This window comes from Stenotrophomonas sp. 28608_Sma, from assembly GCF_056486185.1.
In genome coordinates, this window is record NZ_CM151308.1 from 2,198,299 (window position 1) to 2,222,375 (window position 24,077).

At 65.6% G+C, this 24,077-nt stretch carries 16 protein-coding genes; 10 read left to right on the forward strand and 6 right to left on the reverse strand.

The window, feature by feature from the left end:
- Position 1 precedes the first annotated feature (1 nt).
- The 4 genes from ACZLHH_RS10370 to cueR all read left to right on the forward strand — a co-directional run bounded on the left by ACZLHH_RS10370 (position 2) and on the right by cueR (position 6,941).
- The gene (locus ACZLHH_RS10370) at positions 2–544 is read left to right on the forward strand and encodes a hypothetical protein (RefSeq protein ID WP_219634854.1); all 543 of its coding nucleotides are present in this window, start codon (positions 2–4) and stop codon (positions 542–544) included.
- Between the two features lie 297 nt (positions 545–841).
- A complete protein-coding gene (locus tag ACZLHH_RS10375) occupies positions 842–3,799 on the forward strand; it encodes a TonB-dependent receptor plug domain-containing protein (RefSeq protein WP_180844062.1) in 2,958 nt (985 codons plus the stop codon).
- Between the two features lie 173 nt (positions 3,800–3,972).
- Entirely contained in the window at positions 3,973–6,474 is a 2,502-nt protein-coding gene (locus tag ACZLHH_RS10380) for a heavy metal translocating P-type ATPase (RefSeq protein WP_180844061.1), read from the forward strand.
- A gap of 11 nt (positions 6,475–6,485) precedes the next feature.
- Positions 6,486–6,941 (forward strand): Cu(I)-responsive transcriptional regulator, encoded by a 456-nt coding sequence (gene cueR / locus ACZLHH_RS10385; RefSeq protein ID WP_032129957.1) that lies wholly within the window; start codon positions 6,486–6,488, stop codon positions 6,939–6,941.
- A gap of 80 nt (positions 6,942–7,021) precedes the next feature.
- Here cueR and ACZLHH_RS10390 read toward each other — a convergent pair whose 3' ends face one another.
- Positions 7,022–7,216, reverse strand: a complete 195-nt coding sequence (locus ACZLHH_RS10390) for a heavy-metal-associated domain-containing protein (RefSeq protein WP_021204511.1) — start codon at positions 7,214–7,216, stop codon at positions 7,022–7,024.
- A 200-nt stretch (positions 7,217–7,416) separates the two neighbouring features.
- Positions 7,417–10,494, reverse strand: a complete 3,078-nt coding sequence (locus ACZLHH_RS10395) for a TonB-dependent receptor (protein ID WP_180844060.1) — start codon at positions 10,492–10,494, stop codon at positions 7,417–7,419.
- A 1,187-nt stretch (positions 10,495–11,681) separates the two neighbouring features.
- On the opposite strand from ACZLHH_RS10395, the gene ACZLHH_RS10400 reads away from it, so the two are divergent.
- From ACZLHH_RS10400 to ACZLHH_RS10425, 6 genes are all read left to right on the forward strand, one after another.
- Entirely contained in the window at positions 11,682–14,147 is a 2,466-nt protein-coding gene (locus ACZLHH_RS10400; protein WP_180844059.1) for a GH92 family glycosyl hydrolase, read from the forward strand.
- 96 nt (positions 14,148–14,243) lie between these two features.
- A complete protein-coding gene (locus ACZLHH_RS10405) occupies positions 14,244–15,293 on the forward strand; it encodes a LacI family DNA-binding transcriptional regulator (protein WP_014037023.1) in 1,050 nt (349 codons plus the stop codon).
- A gap of 117 nt (positions 15,294–15,410) precedes the next feature.
- Positions 15,411–16,667, forward strand: coding sequence for an L-fucose:H+ symporter permease (fucP, locus tag ACZLHH_RS10410; RefSeq protein ID WP_429000430.1), 1,257 nt, complete (start codon positions 15,411–15,413; stop codon positions 16,665–16,667).
- 7 nt (positions 16,668–16,674) lie between these two features.
- Positions 16,675–17,670, forward strand: a complete 996-nt coding sequence (locus ACZLHH_RS10415) for a carbohydrate kinase family protein (RefSeq protein WP_180844057.1) — start codon at positions 16,675–16,677, stop codon at positions 17,668–17,670.
- Positions 17,667–18,893, forward strand: a complete 1,227-nt coding sequence (locus tag ACZLHH_RS10420) for an AGE family epimerase/isomerase (protein WP_100468325.1) — start codon at positions 17,667–17,669, stop codon at positions 18,891–18,893. Before ACZLHH_RS10415 ends, ACZLHH_RS10420 begins: the two co-directional genes overlap by 4 nt.
- Positions 18,894–18,984: 91 nt before the next feature.
- Positions 18,985–21,603 carry a beta-mannosidase gene (locus ACZLHH_RS10425; RefSeq protein ID WP_180844056.1) on the forward strand — a complete coding sequence of 873 codons (2,619 nt, stop codon included), beginning with the start codon at positions 18,985–18,987 and terminating at the stop codon, positions 21,601–21,603.
- Between the two features lie 128 nt (positions 21,604–21,731).
- Here ACZLHH_RS10425 and ACZLHH_RS10430 read toward each other — a convergent pair whose 3' ends face one another.
- The 4 genes from ACZLHH_RS10430 to ACZLHH_RS10445 all read right to left on the reverse strand — a co-directional run bounded on the left by ACZLHH_RS10430 (position 21,732) and on the right by ACZLHH_RS10445 (position 23,978).
- Positions 21,732–21,890, reverse strand: a complete 159-nt coding sequence (locus tag ACZLHH_RS10430; RefSeq protein WP_429000429.1) for a hypothetical protein — start codon at positions 21,888–21,890, stop codon at positions 21,732–21,734.
- A 97-nt stretch (positions 21,891–21,987) separates the two neighbouring features.
- Entirely contained in the window at positions 21,988–22,683 is a 696-nt protein-coding gene (gene mtnC, locus ACZLHH_RS10435) for an acireductone synthase (RefSeq protein ID WP_149909256.1), read from the reverse strand.
- A gap of 3 nt (positions 22,684–22,686) precedes the next feature.
- Positions 22,687–23,244, reverse strand: a complete 558-nt coding sequence (locus ACZLHH_RS10440) for a 1,2-dihydroxy-3-keto-5-methylthiopentene dioxygenase (protein ID WP_053511800.1) — start codon at positions 23,242–23,244, stop codon at positions 22,687–22,689.
- Positions 23,245–23,336: 92 nt separating this feature from the next.
- Entirely contained in the window at positions 23,337–23,978 is a 642-nt protein-coding gene (locus ACZLHH_RS10445; RefSeq protein ID WP_071228231.1) for a methylthioribulose 1-phosphate dehydratase, read from the reverse strand.
- Positions 23,979–24,077: the final 99 nt, after the last annotated feature.

Below are 24,077 nucleotides of genomic sequence, written 5' to 3' on the forward strand. Positions count from 1 at the left end.
CATGCCTCGACTGCTCTTGCTGCTTCTCTGTCTGCTGCCTGCCGCTGTAACAGCTGCGGAAGAGGGGCAGTCCCCCGTGTTGATCTGGAAGGCGGCCGGTCCCGAGGGAATCCGCATCGACACTGTCCTGAGCGGGGTGACGCTGACTCCCGCTGCTAATGGTGCGTTCGTCGACACGCGCGAGCATCTGATTGGAAATCAACGCTTTCGGGCGATGTACCAGGTATTCGATTCAAACGCCGATAGCCCGATGGGCCATTGTGGCGCGGGGCGCGAGATCGAACTCTTCGTCTACGAATTGATCCCGCCCAAACCTGTCGAGCGGGGCAGGATACTGATCAGTAGTTGCCTTGAGACCGTGTCCCTGGCCAGCCAGAACTCGGGAAGTCCCGAAAGTGAGTCCGACTTTTCCTCGGTGGTCTGGCAGCACGACGGGTTCACCATCACGTGGTGGGGTGCCGGGCCTGACGGGAAGGCCTCAAGCCACTATGCACTCCGCAATGGCCGTTTTGTCCCGCTTCAATCGGACGAGAGAAGCCGCTGAGGGCGGACAAAACAGTTCCGCGCACGATTGTCGCGATCGTGTCATTGACGTGTGCGCCGTCTTCTCAGCGATGTTTCGCAACCCGTTGATTGTTTTGGATACCTGCAGCCGATAACGGCATTACGCCACGTGTTGCTGCGTCGCCGCATGCCGGGCGTGGTTCAGCTGTGCTTTAGTTTGGATCGATCCACAGGGGAGGGTGTCGGGACGGTCTTGAACCGATCCAGGTGCCCGGATCAGCCGTAGTGCCGCGCCACCACCCGTCCGTGCGTCCACACTTTCGAAGAGCAACCACCCATGGCTCAGATCGTCCGCAAGCGTCGTCACCTGCTGTCCCAGGCCCTGGTCCTGGCCCTGTTGCCCCTGGCGGCCAGCGCGCAGGAGGCCGCCAGTTCGTCCACCAAGGATCTCGACGCGGTCACCGTCACCGGTTCGCGCATCAAGCGCGCCAGCGTTGAAGGCCCAGCGCCGGTCAACGTGATCACCGCCGCACAGATCCAGAAGGAAGGCTTCGTCAGCGTGTACGACGCGCTGAAGACACTCACTGAAGCCACCGGCACCGTCGAGGCGGCCTCGCAGTGGGGTTCGCACACGCCCAATGCCAGCGGCCTGAACCTGCGCGGGATGGGCCCGAACCGTTCGCTGCTGCTGGTCAACGGGCGTCGCGTAGCGGACTACCCGCTGCCCTACGGTGGCGAAACCAACTTCTCCAACTACGGCAACATTCCCGCTGCCGCGGTGGAGCGCATCGAAGTGCTGACCGGTGGCGCCTCGGCCATCTATGGCTCGGATGCGATCGCCGGCGTGGTCAACGTCATCCTGAAGACCAACTATGACGGCGACGAAGTACGCGTGCGCGGTGGTACCTCCACCGAAGGCGGCCGCGATACCTGGGATCTGTCCTGGGCCGGCGGCAAGACCGGCGACAACTGGAGCGTGACCTACGCGCTGCAGTACACCAAGCGCGATCCGCTGTTCGGACGTGACCGCCCGCAGATGGACGATGCCGACGATGCGCCGTACCCGTCCTGGAACATGGAACAACGCAAGGTCGGGTTCCGTCCCACCGCCGGCCTGGCGCTGATCGATCCCACCACCGGCCAGCGCCTGGCGCCGCCCACCGGCACCTGCGAGAAGTTCGATGGCGAGTACTACACCGCCGATCGCCTGGTCTACAACTACGCCGCCAACACCATCAGCAACACCGGCCGCCTGTGCGGCATGAGCGCCGACTACGCCAACTGGCTGCTCACCGGCGGTGCCGAGAACGTGTCCGGCAACCTGTATGCCACCTTCGATTTCAGCAATGACCTGCAGGCCTGGACCAACCTGGCGGTGTACCGCTCCGAAGCGATCTGGGGCACCAATCCGCCCGGCGTGTCGCTGATCGACGATGACAACGGCTACTACTGGGACGCCAACCGCAACCGCCCGATCCTCGGCGTGCGCCAGTTCACCCCGAACGAGGTGGGCGGCCTGGATACGCTGCGCAACACCAACCGCGAACTGTCCTGGGACTGGAGTGCGGGCCTGCGTGGTCGCCTGGCCGATCGCTTCGACTGGAGCGCCACGGTGGGCCGTTCCTACTACCGCGTTGAAGAGCGGCAGAACGTGGTCGACAAGCAGAAGTCGTACGACTATTTCCTCGGCCCGAAGCTGGGCACTACCGCCGACGGCGAGGCGATCTATGCGTTGAACGAATCGCGCTGGTGGAACCCGCTGACGCCGGACCAGTACTGGCAGATGGGCACGGTGGCGAAGAACCGTGCGTCCTCATGGGTCAACCAGGCGTCGGCGGACATCACCGGCGAGCTGTTCCAGGGCTGGGCCGGTCCGATCTCGTTCGCGGCGGTGGCCGAAGTCGCGCAGCAGGGCTATCACCTCAGTCCGGATCCGCGCGCCGGCATCGATTTCGACCTGCAGAACGTCGATCGCGGTGGCGGCGAGCGTACCCGCTATTCGGCCGGCGTCGAGTTCAAGATCCCGCTGCTGGAAAGCGTGACCGCCACTGCGGCCGCGCGCTATGACCGCTATGGCAGCTACAAGGCTGACAACAGCGGCGAAGCGCTGGACATCGGCAGCCAGAAGGAGACCACCTGGAATGTCGGCCTGGAATGGCGCCCGGTGGAGTCGCTGCTGGTGCGTGGCTCCTATGCCACCAGCTTCCATGCGCCGGACATGCACTACCTGCTGGGCCAGCCCAGCAGCTCTGAAGTGCAGACCTATGACCGCCTGCGCTGCATCCAGAGCGGCGCGTACCTGGTCAACAACTGTGGCGTGGGCAATACCGATGTCTGGTACACGTTCGATGTGAACCGGCGTGGCACGCCGCTGCTGCGCTCGGAGACCGGTGATTCGTGGACGGTCGGTTTCGTCTGGGACGTGATGCCCAATCTCTCGGTCAGTGCCGACTACTGGGCAATCAAGCTGGAAGACATGATCGTCGACGTTGGCGCCGACGAGGTGCTGGCCAGCGAAGCGGGCTGTCTGACCGGCAAGAACATGGACGGTACGCCGTGGGCCAATCCGGCCGGTGGCGAGTATTGCGCTGGCATCCTGGCCCGCGTGAACCGTGACAGCAACGGCCGCCTGGTATCGATCGAGCGCGGCCCGTTCAACCTGGCCAGCCGCGAAGTGCGCGGCATCGACCTGACCGCGCGCTATCGTCTGGAAACCGCGCAGTGGGGCAGCTTCCAGCTCGGCCTGAACTACACCAACCAGATCTCGACCAAGGAGCAGCGCTATGCCAACGATCCGAACCCGGAGCGTCGTGACCGTGACCTGCGCAGCAAGCTGCGCGCGAGCCTGGCCTGGCAGCGTGGCAACTGGAATGCCAACGTCTATGCCGATCGCATCGGTCCGGTGCCGGGCGTGCGCTACCACTGGGGCACCGATCGCCTGAACAATCCTGGCGGCTGCCTGCCGTTCGCCGATGGTTACGTGCCCAGCGACAGCCCGTCGCTCAACTGTCTGGAGCCGGCGACGCGTCCGGACGGCTCGCCGAATCCGAATCCCAACGCCGGCCAGCAGACGGCGCGCTACTACGGGCGGGTCGGGCCGTTCATCACCTGGAACTTCAACGTGGGCTACCAGGTGACCGAGCATGCCAAGGTCAATGTCTACGTCAACAACGCGTTCAACTCGGCCAGCTGGAACCACAAGGACCCGTACAAGCTGGACTACGATTTCGCTCCGACCCGCCTGCTCGGCGCGGTTGGCCGCGAGTTCGCGCTGGAATACGTGTTCACCTTCTGAGGTGGACGGCGGGGGCGTCGGGCCTTGATCCGCAAGGCGCCCCCGTCCGCCCGGTAGATCCACGCCATGCGTGGATGAACCCCTTCATGAACCCCGGGGTGGCTGGATTTGACCTTCCCACGATGGCAAGGTTTAGCCTGTCCGCATCCAGAAGGAACCCCGGGAATCCGATCATGAGCACGCCCCGCGCCACTGCAGTCCCCGCAAGCCCGTCCACCATCAGCCTGCCCATCGAGGGCATGACCTGCGCCAGCTGCGTCGGCCGTGTCGAAGCGGCGCTGTCCAAGGTCGAGGGCGTCGGCAGTGTTTCGGTCAATCTGGCCACCGAGCGCGCGGATATCCGCCCGTCCGGTCCGGTCGATCGCGCCGCGCTGATCCAGGCGGTGGAGCGGGTGGGCTATGACGTGCCGGCCGGCACCATCGAGCTGGCAGTGGAAGGCATGACCTGTGCCTCCTGCGTCGGTCGCGTCGAGCGCGCGCTGCTGGCGGTACCGGGCGTCAGCCAGGCCAGCGTCAACCTGGCCACCGAACGCGCTACGGTGCGCGGCGTGGCCGCTGTGGATGCGCTGGTAGCGGCCATCGACAAGGTCGGTTATGCCGCCCATGCCATCGAAGCGGGCGTTCAGTCCGATGACGAAGCGGCGGAAAAGAAGGATGCCGAGCGCGCCGAACTGAAACGCGACCTGATCGTGGCCACCGCACTTGCACTTCCGGTGTTCGTGCTGGAAATGGGGTCGCACCTGATTCCCGGCATGCACGAATGGGTGATGGCCACCCTCGGCATGCAGACCAGCTGGTACCTGCAGTTCGTACTGACCCTGCTGGTGCTGGCCATTCCCGGCCGCCGTTTCTACCAGAAGGGTTTCCCGGCACTGCTGCGGCTGGCACCGGACATGAACTCGCTGGTGGCGGTGGGTACCGCCGCAGCGTTCGGTTACTCGGTGGTGGCGACCTTTGCACCGCGGTTGCTGCCGCCGGGCACGGTGAACGTCTACTACGAAGCAGCGGCGGTGATCGTCGCGCTGATCCTGCTCGGCCGCTTCCTTGAAGCGCGCGCGAAGGGCCGCACCTCCGAGGCGATCAAGCGCCTGGTCAACCTGCAGGCCAAGGTCGCGCATGTGATCCGTGACGGCCGTACGATCGAGATCCCGGTCAACGAGGTTCTGAGCGGCGATGTGGTGGAAGTGCGCCCGGGCGAGCGCGTGCCGGTCGATGGCGAGGTGATCGAGGGGCGCAGCTACATCGACGAGTCGATGATCAGTGGCGAACCGATTCCGGTCGAGAAGCAGCCGGGCAGCAGCGTGGTCGGCGGCACGGTCAACCAGAAAGGTGCACTGACCGTGCGTGCCACGGCGGTGGGCGCGCAGACCATGCTGGCGCAGATCATCCGCATGGTCGAACAGGCACAGGGCTCGAAGCTGCCGATCCAGGCGGTGGTCGACAAGGTCACCCTGTGGTTCGTGCCGGCGGTGATGCTGGCCGCACTGGCGACCTTCGCGGTCTGGTTGATCTTCGGCCCATCGCCGGCGCTGAGCTTCGCGCTGGTCAATGCGGTGGCGGTGCTGATCATCGCCTGCCCGTGTGCAATGGGTCTGGCCACGCCGACGTCGATCATGGTCGGAACCGGTCGTGGCGCCGAGATGGGCGTGCTGTTCCGCAAGGGTGAAGCACTGCAGTTGCTGAAGGACGCGCAGGTGGTGGCGGTGGACAAGACCGGCACGCTGACCGAAGGCCGCCCGCGCCTGACCGACCTGGAGATCGCCGACGGCTTTGATCGCGGCACAGTGCTGGCCGCCGTCGCCACCGTGGAATCACGTTCGGAGCATCCGATCGCCCGCGCCATCGTCGATGCAGCCACCGAGCATGGCATCGCATTGCCGGCCATGGTCGACTTCGAATCGGTCACCGGCATGGGTGTACGCGCCAGCGTCGAGGGTGCGCGTGTGGAGGTCGGTGCTGATCGCTTCATGCGCGACCTGGGCGTGGATATCACCGCATTTGCGGCGCTGGCGGCCGAACTCGGCGCGCAGGGGAAGTCGCCGTTGTACGCGGCCATCGATGGACGCCTGGCAGCGATCATCGCAGTATCCGATCCGATCAAGCCGAGCACGCCGGCCGCGATCGCGGCGCTGCACCAGCTTGGCCTGAAGGTGGCGATGATCACCGGCGACAATGCCGGCACCGCGCAGGCGATCGCACGCCAGCTGGGTATCGATGAAGTCGTTGCCGAGGTGCTGCCGGAAGGCAAGGTCGAAGCGGTGCGTCGCTTGAAGGCCACGCACGGCCATGTCGCCTTCGTTGGAGACGGCATCAACGATGCGCCGGCGCTGGCCGAGGCCGATGTCGGCCTGGCCATCGGCACCGGCACCGATATCGCGGTGGAGTCGGCCGATGTGGTGCTGATGTCGGGCAACCTGCAGGGCGTGCCGAATGCCATCGCGCTTTCGAAGGCAACGCTGGGCAACATCCGGCAGAACCTGTTCTGGGCCTTCGCCTACAACACCGCATTGATTCCGGTGGCGGCCGGCGTGCTGTACCCGGTATGGGGTGTGTTGCTCTCGCCGGTGTTCGCCGCCGGTGCGATGGCGCTGTCCAGCGTGTTCGTGCTGGGCAACGCACTGCGCCTGCGCCGCTTCCAGCCGCCGATGGCGGATGCCCCCGCTGCGAGCCACTGAAGGAGAACCGCATGAACATCGGTGAAGCCGCCAAGGCGTCCAGCGTTTCGGCGAAGATGATCCGCTACTACGAACAGATCGGCCTGATTCCTGCGGCCGATCGCACCGAGTCCGGCTACCGGGCATATTCGCAGGCGGACATCCACCGCCTGCGCTTCATTCGGCGGGCGCGCGATCTTGGCTTCCAGGTGGCGGAGATCACCGATCTGCTCGGCCTGTGGAACGACACCTCGCGGCACAGTGCCGACGTCAAGCATCTTGCCGAACAGCACATCGCCGACCTGGAGCAGCGTATCGAAAGCATGCGGCAGATGGCCGACACGCTGAAGTCGTTGATCAGCTGCTGTGCGGGCGATGAGCGCCCGGAATGCCCGATCCTGCAGCGGCTGGGCGAAGACGAAGAGACCCTGGCACCGCCGGAGACCGCGAAGACCGGTGCAGTACGGCGCCGCACGCACAAGCACTGACCTGGCGTTGCGTGCATGAAAAAGCCCGCCCGGTGCAGCTGCACCGGGCGGGCTTTTCGTTGCAGGCGCAGGGTAGGGGATCAGGCCGTGCGCGGCGGGAAGCCTGCATCGGTCAGCGCCGCCACGATCTGCGCTTCGCTGGCCGAGGTCTGCACCTGCACGCGACGGCTGGCCGGATCTGCCTGCACGCTGGCCTGCGGATCGACCAGCTCGATCGCCTTGGTCACGCTGCGTGCGCAGCCGCCGCAGGTCATGCCTTCCACGTGGAATTCCATCTGTAGCTCCTTCGGTGCTCTTGGGGTGGCGCCAGTGTGCACCTTCCAACATTGGCAGGGTCAAGCGCAGGGCTGAACCGAAGACAAAGCACCAATGAAAACGGCAGCCACCTGTACCAGCGTGGCTGCCGTGGAGGAACGTCCCCGCCAGGGCGGGGCGTGGGTTGCACCGGGGCAGGCCCGGGCAACCCGGTGTTGCCTTAGAACTTCCAGGTAGCGCCGAAGTACAGCTGGCGGCCTGCGTAGGTATTGGAGATCAGGCGTGCCTTGGTGTCGCTGCCCAGGTGAACGCGCTGCTCGGACTTGGTGGCATTGATCACCGAGGCGGTCAGGGTCCAGTCCGGGGTCAGGTTGTAGGCCACGTTCAGATCCAGCTGGTCATACGGCTCGGTGTAGACGGTGAGGCCATTGTTGAGCCCACCGACCACCTGGCCGCGACGGTTGAACGAGGCGCGCGCGAGGAACTTCTCGTTCTCGTAGAACACCGTGACATTGGCCTGGTTCTTGGCGCTGCCGACCAGTGGCGAGGAGCCGATTTCCTGACCGTCCAGAACAATGGAGGCCAGGTTGGTGTCGTTGTAGGTGTAGTTGGCCTGCACGCCGAAGCCGAAATCGAACGTGTACTGGCCATACAGCTCGACGCCCTGCGAGACACCATCGCGGCCATTGGCCTGGGTCTCGTAGCGCTGCACGTTCACCGCTTCACCGTTGATGACCATCGGCGTGTCGCGCACCACCGGCAGGGTGAAGTTGTCCACGTTCTTGCGGAACAGGCCGACGCCGGCGACCGCGCCCGGCTGGAAGTACCACTCCAGGCCCAGGTCGAACTGGGTGGCCTTGAACGGTTCCAGCTGCTTGTTGCTGCCCTGGCCGACCCAGCCTGCGGTCGATGCGCCACCGGCAACGCGGCGATCATTGACGTACTCTTCGCTGTAATAGCTCAGTGCGCCCGGTGCTGCTATGTCGGTGTAGCCAGGGCGGGCGATCACCTTCGATGCGGCACCACGCAGCACCAGCGTGTCGGTGATGTCCCAGGCGATATTGAAACTCGGCAGTACGTCAGTGTAGGTGCGATCCACGCCGATCAGGCTGTAGGTCTTGCTCTGCGCCAGATCGTGCGGCAGGCGCACGAAGCCGCTCTCGCAGCTGTAGGTCGGGTAGGCCGCAGCGGCCGGATCGGTGCACGCCATCGGTGCGCCGGACGCGTTGTCCAGGAAGTAGTCGTTGAACTTCTCGATCGAGTCGGAGGACTGCGCGAACTGCTTGGTGCGCACCACGCGCACGCCGACATTGCCGCGCACGCGTTCGGTGCGGAAGTTGGCCTGGAAGTAGCCCGAGTAGATCTTCTCGTTGACGTTGTAGACGAAGTCTTCCTCGGTGCGGTTGTGAGAACCACCGTAGGTCTTGTTCAGGTAATCGATGTAGGCCGGGTAGTTGATGCCCGGGAACACGTTGGCATTGAAGCCGCCCGCGATGTTGCTGATCGGATTGGACAGGAAGAAGCCCGGCTGCGCGTCGCCCGCAGTCGGATCGCAGCCACTCTGGTAGCGGCTGTTGTCATAGTCGGCCGGGTCGCGGCCCGGGCACACCCAGTAGGTGTTGCCGGTATTGCGATGGACCTTGCCGTCACGGTACTTGGCGCCGAACTGGATCGAGTCCAGCCAGCCGGACTCGAACAGCTTGGTGACGTCAGCCTGGAAGTAGTTCTGCTTGACCTCGGTGCGCTTCCACGACGAATCGGTCGAGCCGGTGTCGACTTCGGCGATGCCGTTCATCAGCTGCTGCTGCAGGTCGGGCGAGAAGGTGGCCGACGGCGTACCGGTCAGGTCCCAGGCGCTGTACAGGTTGCCCGACAGGTAATCGTTGCCGACCTTGCGGCGCGGCTTGGCCGACATCCGGAAGTTCATCGACGGACCACCTTCGGACCAGGTACGGCCGCCGGTGAACGAGGCCTTCCACAGCGGGCTGATGTCCCAGTCGATGGTCAGGTCAGCGGTCTGCGAGAGCGCCTTTTCCTTGCTGTAGCCACCGGTCAGCTGCGGCGTCGGAACCGTGCAGTCGTCCGGGCCCCAGCCGCCGGGCTTGAGGCCAGCGGCCTTGGCCTGGTCTTCGCTGCAGTAGTAGGTCTTTCCAGCCAGCTTTTCGAACTGGGCGCCGGTAACGGTGTTGCCGCTGGGATCGAAATCCAGGCCGTTGAGCAGGCGGCCGCCGGCCCAGTTTCCATCGCCGTTGAAGCGGGCCATGCTCCATTCCGGAATCTTCAGCATGTTCTGGGTGTAGTCACCCTGCAGCTCGAAGCGGAAGTAGTTGGCCGTCATCGTAACGTTGTCGACCGGCTTGAACTGGAAGGTCAGCTGGCCGCCCTTGCGTTCGCGCTTCTCTTCCTTCACCGCGAAGTTGACCGACGTCGGCATGAAGAAGTCGCTGTAGTTGCCGCCGGTCTGGTTGTTGAAGCCTGACTTGCCCCACCAGTAGTGGATGCCATCCTGCGCCTGCACGTTGCCATAGGCATCGCGCGCCTTGCCGGCGCCGTACCACTGGTAGTCCTCGGTGCTGGCTTCCATGGTGCGGGTGGTGCGCTTCTGCTGCGTCACGCCGATCAGCACGCCGAAACGCTCGTCCTTGCTGTGCCACGAATACAGGGCCGACGCCTGCGGGTCGATATCGTGGTGGGTATCGGAGGAGGTGCCCTCGAGCGTGACGAAGCCCGAGTTGGACTCCATGTCCAGCGGACGGCGGGTGTGCAGGATGACCGTGCCGCCGATGCCGCCTTCATCGATGCGGGCTTCCGGTGATTTGAACAGCTCGGCACTGGACAGCATGTTCGACGGCAGCAGGGTGTAGTTGAACGAACGGGTGGCTTCGTCGTTGGTTTCCGACGTGGCCACGTAGTTGCCGTTCAACTGGGTCAGGGTCAGGTCGGGTGCCAGGCCACGCACGCTGACGCTCTTGCCTTCGCCGCCACTGCGGGTGATGACCACGCCGGGCACGCGCTGCAGAGCGTCGGCCACGTTCTTGTCAGGGAACTTGCCGACGTCTTCGGCGGTGATCACTTCGACCACGGCGTTGGCGTCGCGCTTCTGCTCAAGACTCTTTTCAATGGCGTAGCGGTAGCCGGTGACCTGGACGCTGTCCAGGTTGGTGGCTTCCTGCGCGCCGGTGGAAGCGGCCTGCTGCGCGGCGGCGCCAGCCGGAATGACGGCGGCGGCCAAGGCCAGCGCGATGGCCAGCGCCAGTGCGTCCTGACCATGCGTACGTGTTGAATGCTTCATTCCCATCTCTCCCTCTCTCCTGGATTGATCCGGTGACGTGGCACGGACAACTTGAATCGATCTAATTTGAAGTGACATTGTCGCTATTGCCATGCAGTGGCAGTAGCACCGTGCGCGTGGCCTGGTACGTCCTGTTGCTGCTCCCCCAACTCCCGGCCATCGCAGTGTCGTTCTTGGATCGATCTAAGCGATGGGCGGGCGTTTTTTAGCATGGGTCGCCCGCGGGCGCATGCTGCTCCGCAATATGGTACTGGCGTGGCGATGGCCTGACGGTTTGCTGAAATCAGTGAAATCGTTTTCGTGCGCAGGGGAGGGTGGGGCGGCAGGGCTGCGCCCTGCACCTGCGGTAGTGCCGGCCGCTGGCCGGCAACAGCCAAAGCCAAAGCCAAATCCAAAGCCAAAGCCAAAGCCAAAGCCAAAGCCAAAACCAAAACCAAAGCGGCTCTGGTTTTCTGCTGGTTTGGCCGGGCGGTGTGGGCTGGCAGGACACGCCGTAAACCCCCCTCCGGGGTCCGGCCCAGCCGCTGGCGGCTGGGCGTTCGGGCGCTTGCGAAGCAGTGCTTCGCAAGCAAAGCGCCCTCACCCATGGGGGCTCGATGGCGCCATCCATGGCGCCAACGGTCCTGCCAGCCCACATCGCCCCACCCCCGACAGTTTCCTGGTGACGGTTGGATAGGTCTTGGAATCACGCGAGGTCATGGGGTCAGATCCGTTTTCCGTTGGAAAACGGATCTGATCCCGATTGATTTCGTTATCCGACAGAGATTGATCCACGCATGGCGTGGATCTACTGCAGATCGCGAGAAACTGTCGAAGGCGGGGTGGGTCCGGTTGCGGGGGCGTGAGCCGCATGGATGCGGCGACCGAGCTTACATGGACGTACTTGCAGCGGCCCCCGCAACCGGACCCACCCCGCCTCCCCACAGGAAATCAGCTTCTGCTGTTGGTGTTGCTGTTGCTCCAGCTCGGAGCGGGTGCAGGGCGCAGCCCTGCCGAACACCCCCTCTCATGCTGCGCCGCAGAATGCATTCGGCTGAACCTGCATGCTCTACTTGAATCGATCTAAATTCACGGTCTGGTGGGTCGGGCGTCATTCCAGGGGGAGCTTTCTGCCAGTCATGGCGGGGCTCTGCGGAACGGTGCCGGACGGCCCCGGCCGTCTGCCTCCGCCTCATCGACTACAGGAACCCGACATGCGCCCAGTGCCGTCCGCTCCCGCCGTCCCAGTGTCCTCGCGCCCGCTGCTGCGCCTGGCCTGCCTGCTTGCACTGTCGTCAGTGCCGATGCTGCTGCAGGCCGCGCCGGCTGCGCTGGAGCGCGAGGTCAACACCTTCATCGGCAGCAAGGACGACGGCAACACCTTCCCGGGCGCGTCGGCACCGTTCGGCCTGATCCAGGTCAGCCCGATCGGCAGCCACTATTCGGGCTGGCGCTATGACGACGAGAAGATCCGCGGTTTCGGCCACTCCTTCATCTCCGGCGCAGGTTGCTGGGAGCAGGGCGGGCAGGTGTCGGTGCTGCCGGTGACCGGTTCGATCGGTCCCGGCGGCGATTTCGATACCGGCAACGCGAAGAAGTTTGACCACAAGGCCTATGCCGCGTCGTACACGCATGACGGCGAGATCGGCCAGGCGGGTTATTACAAGGTGCGGCTGACCAGCTACGGCGGCATCGATGCCGAGACCACCGCGCGTACGCGTGCCGCGGCCGAGCGCTACACCTTCAGCCAGCGCAGTGGCGATGGCCACGTGCTGGTCAATGTCGGCCAGGCGAACGAGCGCCACTCGGTGATCGGCAGCGTGGTTGATGTGGTCGGCGACCGCGTGGTGGAAGGCAAGCTGGTCACCAAGAGTTTCTGTGGTGGCCATCAGTACACCACCTGGTTCCGCATCGAGTTCGACCGCCCGTTCAAGGCACACGGTACCTGGGGCGAAGGCGGTGGCCTGCCGGGTGCGCGCCACAGCATGGAAGGCGAGCAGAAGCCGAACGGCGCCTGGCTCAGCTTCGACCTGGCCAAGGGCCAGTCGGTGACGGCGGTCAGCGCGATCTCGCATGTGGACGCCGAAGGCGCGCGCATCAATCTGCGCGCGGACGGCATGCAGGGTGGGGCGCTGCTCGGTTTCGACCGCATGCGTGCGCTGTCCCAGCAGTCGTGGCGCGAGCAGCTGGGTCGGGTGCGTGTGCAGGGCGGTACGGCCGATGACCGCACCGTGTTCTACAGCGCGGCCTACCACGCGCTGCTGCAGCCGATGACCGGCAACGATGCCGACGGCCGCTACCGCGGCTATGACGATGGTATCCACCGCGCCGATGGCTGGACCTATTACGAGTACTTCTCGCTGTGGGATACCTACCGCGCGCAGAACCAGTGGCTGGCACTGACCCGCCCGGACGTGGCGCGTGACATCGGCCGTACCCTGCTGGCGATCGACGAGCAGGGTGGCTGGCTGCCGCGCTGGGGCTATGCCAACTTCGAGACCAACATCATGACCGGCGATCCAGTCACGCCGTTCATGGTCGACCTGTGGCGCTTCGGTGCGCTCAAGGGCCGTGAATCGCAGGCGTGGGATGCGCTGCGCCGCAACGCGTTCGGCACGCCGCCGCTGAACTCGCGGATGGCCGGCCGTTCCGGCAACCCGACCTACCTGGACAAGGGCTACGTGGTCTACGACCGCGCATTCCCATCCAAGGGCATGGACGTCGATCCGCACCACGGCGGTTCGGCCACCTTGGAATATGCGCTGGCCGACTGCGCGCTTTCGCAGATGGCCGATGGCCTCGGCCACGCGCAGGACGCGGCGACGCTGCGTGAGCGCGGCCGCAACTGGCGCAAGGTGTGGGACCCGCAGGTGCGTGACGCCGAGACCGGCTTCACCGGTTTCCCGCGCCCGCGTACCGAAGACGGCCAGTGGTACACGCCGGCCGATGGTCACTACAGCCCGCGCTCGCACCATGGTTTCCATGAGGGGACGGCGTGGCAGTATCAGTGGCTGGCGCAGCAGGACGTGCCGGGCCTGGTCGAAGCGATGGATGGCCGCGAACAGGCTGGCCGCCGCCTGGATGCGTTCTTCGCGATGGACGCGCTGCAGGCCGACCCGCTCAATGCAGCCCGCAAGGAGTGGGTGGTCGGGCCGTACAGCTACTACAACCAGTTCCGCTACAACCCGAACAACGAGCCGGACCTGCACTCGCCGTGGCTGTACACGCTGATCGGCCAGCCGTGGAAGACCGCGGCCGTGGTGCGTGCCGCGCAGCAGTTGTTCACCAATGCCCCGAATGGCGTGACCGGCAACGACGACCTCGGCACGATGTCGGCCTGGTATCTCTTCAGCGCCATCGGCGTGTATCCGGCGGTGCCCGGCAGCGGCCAGTTCCTGCTGCACACCCCGCGTTTCAACAAGGTGGAAGTGGACATGGGCAATGGCCGCACCCTGCGCATCGACGCGCCGGGTGCCGATGGCCGCCGCCTGCAGTACGTTCAGGGCGTGCAGGTCGATGGCCAGGCGCATGCGCCGGTCTGGCTGGACTGGAACCAGCTGCAGCAGGGCCCGCGCCTGCAGTTCGCGCTTGACGCGAAGGCGCCGGAGCAGGGCTGGGGTACGGCGGTGAAGGACCTGCCGGTGTCCTGGTGCGCGGCACCGGGCAGCCAGCTGCGCTGAGCCGGACTGTGCCGTTCGCGGTGACCCAGCGAACGGCACGGCACGACACGGCCCTGATCCATTAGGCTTGAGCCTCCAGCGGAGTCCGGGAAGACGATGAACGACAACGGCAGCAGTCCCAGCAAGCGCGCCGGCAAGGCAGTGACGGTGACCGACATCGCGCGTGCCATCGGCGTGTCACGGGCGACCGTATCGCTGGTGCTGCGCGGCAGCCCGCTGGTCAACGTCGATACCCGCGCCAAGGTCGAGGCCGAACTGCGCCGCCAGCGCTATGTCTACAACCGCGCGGCGGCCAACCTGCGCCGGCGGACCTCGTCGAGCATCGCGCTGGTGATCAACGATCTGTCCAACCCGTTCTTCGCCGAATTCGCGTCCGGCGTGGACGAGGCGCTGGGCGGACGCGGTTACGTGACCCTGCTCGGCAGCACCGGTGAATCGCCGGAGCGCCAGCAGGCAGTGCTGTCCACGTTGATGGAGCACACACCGGCCGGCCTGATCCTGTCGCCGGCCGAGGGTAGCGACACCGCGCTGCTGCGGCAGGCGCTGGGTGCCAACGCCAACGTGCTGCTGTTCAACCGCGAACTGGAGGGGGCCGACTGGGACTTCCTGACCCTGGACAACCAGCACGGCGCCTATCTGGCCACCCGCCACCTGATCGAGCGCGGCCATCGTCAGATCGCCTTCTTCGGTGGCCACGCTGCGTCCAGTTCGTGCCACCAGCGCCGTGCCGGTTTCCAGCAGGCGCTGGCCGAGGCCGGTCTGTCGCTGCCGCCGGGCTGGATGATCGAGTCGGCACCGAACCGTCTGGAAGCTGCGGCGCGCACCGATGAGCTGTTTGCCGACGGCCATCGGCCGAGTGCAGCGGTCTGCTACAACGACACCGTCGCGCTGGGCTTGATGCTGGGCTTGAATTCGCGTGGCATCCGTCCGGGCGGTGACTTTGCCGTTACCGGTTTCGATGATATTTCCGAGGCGTCGGTCGCGGTGCCGCCGTTGACTACGCTCACTGCCGATCCGCGCGAGCGGGGCCGGCAAGCTGCCGCGCTGCTGCTGCAACGACTGGACGAACCGGATGCGCCGCCACGGCGCACGGTCGCGCCGGTGCAGCTGCGCATCCGCGAAAGCAGTGCCGCACGACCGAACTGATTCCTTCCATACACCCCTTCCACGCAACAACGACCTTCCGCGCATCGAGGCGCGTACCGCATGCCGATCTCCGCAACGCCCCGTCCATCGGGTACCTCCAGCAGCCAGGCGCCGGTCATGAATGTCCGTGCTGCTCTGGCGGTTGCCACCACCATATTCTTCATGTGGGGCTTCCTGACCAGCCTCAACGACGTGCTGATTCCGCACCTGAAGGCGGTGTTCGAACTGAACTACACCCGCGCGATGCTGGTGCAGTTCACCTTCTTCGGCGCGTACTTCCTGATGTCGGTGCCGGCCGGTCGGCTGGTGGCCCACCTGGGCTACAAGAAGGGCATCATCGCCGGCCTGCTGATCGCCGGCGTGGGCGCGCTGGGCTTCTGGCCGTCGGCCGCATTGCGCACCTATGAAGCGTTCCTTGGTTCGCTGTTCGTACTTGCTACCGGCATTACCGTGCTGCAGGTGGCAGCCAATCCCTACGTTGCGCTGCTGGGCCCGGAACAGACCGCATCGAGCCGTCTGACCCTGGCGCAGGCACTCAACTCGTTGGGTACCACGCTGGCGCCGCTGTTTGGTGGTTTCCTGATTCTGAGCACCGCAGTGAAGAGCGGCGACGAGATCAACGCGCTGCCCGTGGCCGAACAGATTGCCTACCGTACCGCCGAAGCGCAGTCGGTGCAGGGCCCGTACGTGGGCCTGGCCATCGCACTGGTGCTGCTGGCAGTGTTCGTCTACCTGTTCCGCCTGCCCAGCCTGACCGAGACCACCGAGCAGGCCGACAGCGGCCACCACACGCTGCTGGATGCACTCAAGCATCCGCACGTACTTTTCGGCGTGCTGGCTATTTTCTTCTACGTCGGTGCTGAGGTGTCCATCGGCAGCCTGATGGTGAACTACCTGGCACTGCCGGAGATCGGCGGCATGACTGAACAGCAGGCCACGCACTATGTGTCGGCCTACTGGGGGGGCGCCATGGTTGGTCGCTTTGCAGGTGCGTGGCTGCTGGCCAAGTACTCGCCGCGCGGCCTGCTGGCCGGATTCGCAGTGGCCAATGTGGTGCTGCTGGGCGTCACGCTGGCGTCGGGTGGCAAGGTCGCGCTGTACGGCATCGTGGCGACCGGTCTGTTCAATTCCATCATGTTCCCGACCATCTTCTCGCTGGCCATCGAACGCCTGGGCCCGCTGACCAACAAGGCGTCCAGCCTGTTGATCATGGCCATTGTCGGCGGCGCGATCATCCCACTGCTGCAGGGCATGCTGGCCGACCGCATCGGTCTGCACCTCAGCTTCGTGCTGCCGGTGGTCTGCTACGTCTACATCATCTTCTACGGCCTGGTGGGTTCGCGCCCGCCGGCTTCCGCAACGCAGGGAGGCTGAGTCGGAAATGGGTGCCATTGTCTGCTTCGGCGAAATTTTGATCGATCTACTAGCGCAGCCGCCGGCCTCGGCCGATACCCCGCGCGCGTTCCTGCAGTACGCCGGCGGTGCGCCGGCCAACGTCGCGGTGGCGGCTGCGCGGCTGGGGGCGAAGACCCAGTTCGTCGGCATGCTTGGCCGCGACATGTTCGGTGACTTCCTGGCCGACAGTCTGGTCCAGCACGGCGTGGGGACGGATTACATCGTGCGCACCGACGCCGCCAAGACTGCGCTGGCCTTCGTCGCGCTGGATGCCAGTGGCGAGCGCAGCTTCAGTTTCTACCGCCCGCCGGCGGCTGACCTGCTGTTCCGTGACAGTGACTTCCAGGCGGAGTGCCTCGACAGCGCGCAGTGCTTCCACGTCTGTTCCAACAGCCTGACCGAGCCGGCCATCGCCGAGGCGACCTTCGCCGGCATGGAGCGCGCCCGTGCCGCCGGTGCGGTGGTCAGCCTGGACCTCAACCTGCGCCCGGCTCTGTGGCCAGCCAACGAAGATCCGACGCCGCGCCTGTGGCAGGCGCTGGAGCGCGCCGACCTGGTCAAGCTGTCGCGCGAGGAACTGGATTACCTGGCCGCACCGCTGGGCGCCGATGGCGAGGCGGTGGTGCTGCGGCGCCTGCTGGCCGCGCAGGCGCGCTGGGTGATCGTCACCGATGGCGCGGCCACGCTGCGGTGGTACACCCGCGACAACCACGGCACGGTCACCAGTTTCCGCGTGGCCACGGTCGACACCACGGCCGCCGGCGATGCCTTCGTCGGTGGCGTGCTGGTGGGCCTGCTGGAGCGGGGTGGGGCGGGTGCTGGTTTCGCCGCGTTCTGCCAGGACCCGGAGGCGATCACCGCCACGCTGCGCTTCGGCGCCGCCGTGGGTGCGCTGGCTGTTACCCGCAAGGGCGCGTTCGCCGCGATGCCCTCGCTCGATGAAGTGCAGCAGCTGCTGCAGGCCCAGGACATTACCGCATGAGCACCTCGCCCGATTTCCGTTCACCCGCGTTCCTGCGCGCGCATATCGCCGACACGATGGCGTTCTACCACCCGCGCTGCATCGATCCGGACGGCGGTTTCTTCCACTACTTCCGTGATGACGGCAGCATCTACGATGCCAGCCACCGCCACCTGGTGAGCAGCACCCGCTTCGTCTTCAACTATGCGATGGCCTACCGCGAGTTCGGCAATGCCGAATACCGGGAGGCTGTCGAGCATGGCGTGCGCTATCTGCGCGAGGTGCACCGCAACCCGGCCACCGGCGGTTATGCCTGGACCCTGCGCGACGGCAAGGTCGAGGACGATATGAACCACTGCTACGGCGTGGCCTTCGTGCTGCTGGCCTACAGTTGCGCGCTGAAGGCGGGCATCGAGCAGGCGCGCGACTGGATGGACGAGACCTGGCAGCTGCTGGAAGCGCGCTTCTGGGAGCCGCAGCATGGCTTGTACAAGGACGAGGCTGACGGCCAGTGGAGCTTCACTGGCTACCGCGGCCAGAACGCCAACATGCACATGTGCGAGGCGATGCTGGCCGCGTTCGAGGCCAGTGGCGAGCAGCGCTATGTCGAGCGCGCGCTGCAGCTGGCCGACAACATGACCCGCCGCCAGGCCGCCAAGGCCGGTGGCCTGGTCTGGGAACATTACGATGTGAACTGGGAAATCGACTGGGACTACAACCTGGACGATCCCAAGCACCTGTTCCGCCCGTGGGGCTTCCAGCCGGGGCATCAGACCGAGTGGGCCAAACTGCTGCTGATCCTCGATCGCCACGTGCAGGCCGACTGGCTGGTGCCGACCGCGCAGCATCTGTTCGACGTCGCCGTCGCACGCAGTTGGGACGACACCCGGGGTGGCTTGTACTACGGCTTCGCACCTGAATCGCGGCGGCAGCCGGGCATGGATGGCGCACCGATCGGTGGCGACAGCTTCGTCTGCGACGACGACAAGTATTTCTGGGTGCAGGCCGAAACGCTGGCGACCGCCGCGCTGATGGCCAAGCGTACCGGCGATGACCGCTACTGGCAGTGGTACGAACGCATCTGGGCGTATTCGTGGGAGCACTTCGTCGACCACCAGTACGGTGCATGGTTCCGCATCCTCGATGCCGACAACCGCAAGTACAGCGACGAGAAAAGCCCTGCCGGCAAGGTGGATTATCACACCATGGGCGCGTGCTACGAAGTGTTGAACGTCGTGCGTTGAAGATCGTTCGAATGCAGTAGTGCCAGGCCATGCCTGGCAATCCGAAATCGGTAGCGCTGGGTCACGCCCGGCGGAAAAACAGGAGCGCCACGTGCATCGCCTTTCCCTCGTTGTCCGTCTGCTCCTGCTGCTGACTGCAGCCATCTCCTTCCCGGTGGCCGCAGCCCCGCTGCAGGCGCAGTGGGAATTCCGCATGCTGCCCGGCGACGCGCAGGGCGCCGCGCGTCCAGGCCTGCAGCAATGGCGTGCGGCGAAGGTGCCGGGCAGCGTGCACACCGACCTGCTGGCGCATGGGCTGATCCGCGATCCGTACGTCGGTGCACCCGAGGCCGAGCTGCAATGGATCGGCCTGGCTGCCTGGGAGTACCGCGCCCGCTTTGACGTGGATGCGGCGACGCTGGCCAAGCCGAATGCCGAACTGCGTTTCGACGGGCTGGATACCTACGCCGAGGTCAGCCTCAACGGCAAGCCGCTGCTGCGCGCGGACAACGCGCACCGCACGTGGCATGCACGTGTGGACGGGCGCCTGCGCGCGAACGGCAATGAACTGCAGATCGTGTTCCGCTCACCGATCCGCACGCTGCTGCCGGGCGTGCAGGCGATGCCGCACAAGATTGCCGGCAACTATCCTTCACCCTATGGGGATGAGCCCAAAGACGCGATGGTCGGCAACTTCGCGCGCAAGCCGGCCTATCACTTCGGCTGGGACTGGGGCCCGCGCTATGTCACCGCCGGCGTGTGGCGCGGGGTCGACCTGCAGGCCTGGGATGCGCACCGCCTGACCGATCTTGCCGTGCGTACCGATGCATTGAGCGCGGAGCAGGCGAAGCTGGCCGTGCTGCTGGAGATGGAGCAGGGCGCGGCGGCCGGTTCTGCGGTGGTGAATGTCGATGTGCGCGATCCGCAGGGTCGCATCGTGGCCCAGGTGCAGCGCACGGTGCTGCTGAAGCCCGGCCAGAACGCCGTCGAAGTACCGGTCGAACTGGTCAAGCCGCAGCGCTGGTGGCCGGTCGGCCACGGTGCACAGGACCGCTACACCGTGCAGGCCCGCCTGGACGGTGGCGCCGATGCAACGCTGGCGCGCGAGCAGCGCATCGGCCTGCGCACGGTCGAACTGCGCCGCGAGGAAGACGGCAAGGGAGGGCAGGGCTTCGCCTTCGTCATCAATGGTGTGGAGATCTTTGCCAAGGGCGCCAACGTCATTCCGTTCGACGCCTTCTCCGCACGCGTCGATGCCGCACGCCTGCGCCAGGTGCTGACCGCCGCGCGCGATGCCAACATGAACATGCTGCGCAACTGGGGCGGTGGCTACTACGAGGACGACGCGTTCTTCGACATCGCCGACGAGCTGGGCCTGCTGGTCTGGCAGGATTTCATGTTCGGCGGCGGCATGCAGCCGGGCTACGATCCGGCATTCCGTACCAGCGTGGTGGCCGAGGCGCGCGACAACGTGCGCCGGCTGCGCCATCACCCCAGCATCGTGCTGTGGTGTGGCAACAACGAGGAAGAAACCGCCTGGAAGGACTGGGGCCACGGCCGCGACCTGAAGGCGGCCGACCCGGCGTTTGCCGAGAAGGTCTGGCAGGGCTATGTCGACCTGTTCGGCAATGACCTGCGCCAGGTAGTGGGTGAGGAGGGGCTGGGCGTGCCGTACTGGTCCAGCTCGCCCAGTAACGACCTGGACGAAAAGGCGAACGACTCGACCCGTGGCGACAAGCACTACTGGCAGGTCTGGGGCAATCCGGCGCTGCCGGTGCAGGCTTACCTGCGCGAGACGCCGCGCTTCATGTCCGAGTACGGCCTGCAGGCATGGCCGTCGGTGGCCACCGTGGACCAGATTGCCACCCGCGCCGAGCAGCGCATCGACAGCCCGGTGATCCGCGCGCACCAGAAATTCATGGCCGGCGAGGGCAACAGCCGCCTGCTGCACTACATCGAACTGGGCTACGGCACGCCGAAGGACTTCGAGGACTTCGTCTACCTCAGCCAGGTGATGCAGGCCGATGGCATCGCGCTGGCCGCGCTGCACCATCGCGCCTCGCGGCCGTACACGATGGGCTCGCTGTACTGGCAGCTCAACGACGTCTGGCCGGGTGCTTCATGGTCCAGCGTGGACTACTTCGGTCGCTGGAAGGCGCTGCACTACGCCGCGCGGCGCTTCTTCGCGCCGGTCACGCTGGCGGCATTGCGTGATGAGGGCAGTACGCGGGTGCGCCTGATCAATGATGGCGCTGCCGCAGACGCACGTTGGCGGCTGCGGGTGATGGATGTGGATGGCAAGGTGCTGCGTCGTCGCGAGGACGCGGTGACGCTGGCGGCGGCCGGTGTCACCTCGATCGGTGATTTCCGCGATGCCGAATTGTTGGCCGGTGCCGACCCGAAGCGCACGGTGGCCGTGTTCGAACTGCTGCAGAACGGGGCGGTGAGTGCCCGCCAGGTGGTCGGCTTCGTTGAGGCCAAGGATCAGATCCTGCCGCGGCAGAAGCTCAAGGCCAGCCTGTCCATTGAAGGCGACCACTACCGTCTGCGATTGGAAAGCGCGGCCTACATGCGTTCGGCGTGGATCGACTTCGGTGCATTGGACGTGCAGGTGGAAGACAACCTGCTGGATCTGCTGCCGGGCGAAACCCGCGACATCGCAGTGCGTGGCCCGGTGGATCTGACGACGCTGCGCGAAGCGCTGAAGGTAAAAACCCTCAACGATCGTTGAGGGCGGCGCATCCTGTTTTGGTAGGTGCCAACCTTGGTTGGCACACCCCGAACATGCCAACCAAGGTTGGCATCTACCAGAAGCGGAGACGGGTAGGTGCGGACCGTTGGTCCGCACACATCTCTTCTTTACAGCTGGATCTGCTGAAAATTCTCGACGCGCTCATGGCCGTTGGCGGCCTGGCCGGTGCGCGGCAGCGGGTAGTCATCCAGGCGATCAATCAGGCGGGTCTGCAGGCCGGCTTCGCGGGCAGCATCCAGCTCTTCCACCACTTTGGTAGGTGTCAACCTTGGTTGACACATCGGTCGTATGCCAACCAAGGTTGGCATCTACCAAGAACGGTACCCGGTAGCCGATGCCGCAGAGCCCATCGGCGGGCCGCGTTTAGAGCTGGATCTGCTGGAAATTCTCGACCCGCTCATGGCTGTTGGCGGCCTGGCCGGTGCGCGGCAGCGGGTAGTCATCCAGGCGATCAATCAGGCGGGTCTGCAGGCCGGCTTCGCGGGCAGCATCCAGCTCTTCCACCACATCGGACAGGAACAGGATCTCGCCGGCCGGCACGCCAATGGCCTGCACGATGCGTCGGTAGCTGTCGGCCTCGCGCTTGCCGCCGACTTCGGTGTCGAACCAGCCCGACACCAGCGGGCTGAGGTCACCGGCGTCGCTGAAGCCGAAGAACAGCTTCTGCGCCGGCACCGAGCCGGAGGAGTACACGTACAGTGGCAGGCCGGAGGCGTGCCAGCCCTTCAGCACCGGCGCCACTTCCGGGTAGAAGTGCGCGGTGTAGTCGCCGCGGCGGTAGCCTTCGTCCCAGATCAGGCCCTGCAGCGCCTTCAGTGCGGTGTGCTTGCGGTCCTGGTCGATCCAGCCCTGCAGCGTCTCGGCCACCAGGCTGTCCTGGCAGGCGCCGCCGATCTCGGTGGCCACCGCATCCAGCCAACGGCGGACTTCCGGCTGCTGGCCGTGCTCGGCGACGAACGCGGGCAGCGCCTTGCGGGCATAGGGGAACAGCACGTTCTTGACGAACGAGATGCTGCTGGTGGTGCCTTCGATATCGGTCAGGATGACGCGGGGCTGCATGGATCAGGACGCCTGGGTAGGTACGTAACGGGGGAATTTCTGCGCGATGTCGGTGCCGGTGAAGTGACCGACCCAGCCGTCCGGCTCGGTGAAGAAGCGGATCGCCACGAAGCTGGGCTCATCGCCCATGTCGAACCAGTGGGTGGTGCCGTCGGGCACGGCGATCAGGTCGTCCTTCACGCACTCGATCTCATAGACCTTGTCACCCACGTGCAGGGTGAACAGGCCGGAGCCTGCGACGAAGAAGCGCACCTCGTCTTCCTTGTGGAAGTGTTCGTCGAGGAACTTCTTGCGCAGCTCGGCGCGGTTCGGGTTGTCCGGGGCGATCGAGGCCACGTCCACGCTCTTGAAGCCGCGCTCGGCAACCAGGCGGTCGATGTCCGCGCGGTAAGCGGCGAACACTTCATCCTGGCTGGCGCCCGGTGCGACCGGTGCGGTGGCCTGCCAGCGCTCGAAGGTGACGCCGATCTTCTGCAGCTCGGCAGCGATGATCGCGCCGTCCTGGGTGTCCAGCAGCGGTGATTCGGGGCGGGTGTCGTCGTAGATGCGCAGTCGGCTCATGGCGGCAGCTTGAACGTCTCGGGGGGAAGACAGGGTAGCAGGGTGGGCACGAGGTGCAGATTCCGGATCGGCATCTGCACCTGCGTGCGGGTTCAGCCGCGCAGCTTGCGCAGTTCCAGCTCGCAGTGGAACAGGAACTCGAACGCTTCCAGGTGGCGGCGTGCCTCGGCCATGTCGCGGCCCCAGGCATACAGGCCGTGGCCGTCGATCAGGTAGCCCCACAGGTTCTGCCGGTCGAGCAGGTCATCGACCTGCTTCGAAAGCACGTTCATGTCCTGGGTGTTGGCGAACACCGGCACGTCGATGGCCATCTCGTGGGTGCTGTTGCCGGCGAAGGCCTTCAGCAGCTCGTAGCCTTCCAGGCGGATGTGGCCCTGCGGCGCGTACAGGCGCGAGGCGACGGTCTGCACCGGCGAGTGGGTGTGCAGCACGCAGCCGATTTCCGGGAAACGGCGGTACAGATGGGTGTGCAGCAGGGTCTCGGCGGACGGGCGCAGCGGGCGGCCGACGGCCAGGCCGTCGAAGTCCACCACCATGATGTCGTCCTCGATCAGGCGGCCCTTGTCCTTGCCGGAGACGGTGATCGCGGCGTGGCGGTCGTCCAGGCGGTGGGAGAAGTTGCTGCTGGTGGCCGGGGTCCAGCCGGCGTGGGCCAGTTCGCGGACGTTGTCGATCAGCAGCTGGGCCAGTTCGCTCAGGCGCGCGGTGTCGTACGGGAAGGTGGGGGCGTTCATGTCGGCGATTTTACTGGATTCGGCCAACGGCTGAGCCCCTCGTGGCTGGCGTCAGAAGCAGATTTCGCGGGTTGGCCGGTTGGGTGGGCTGCGCAGGGG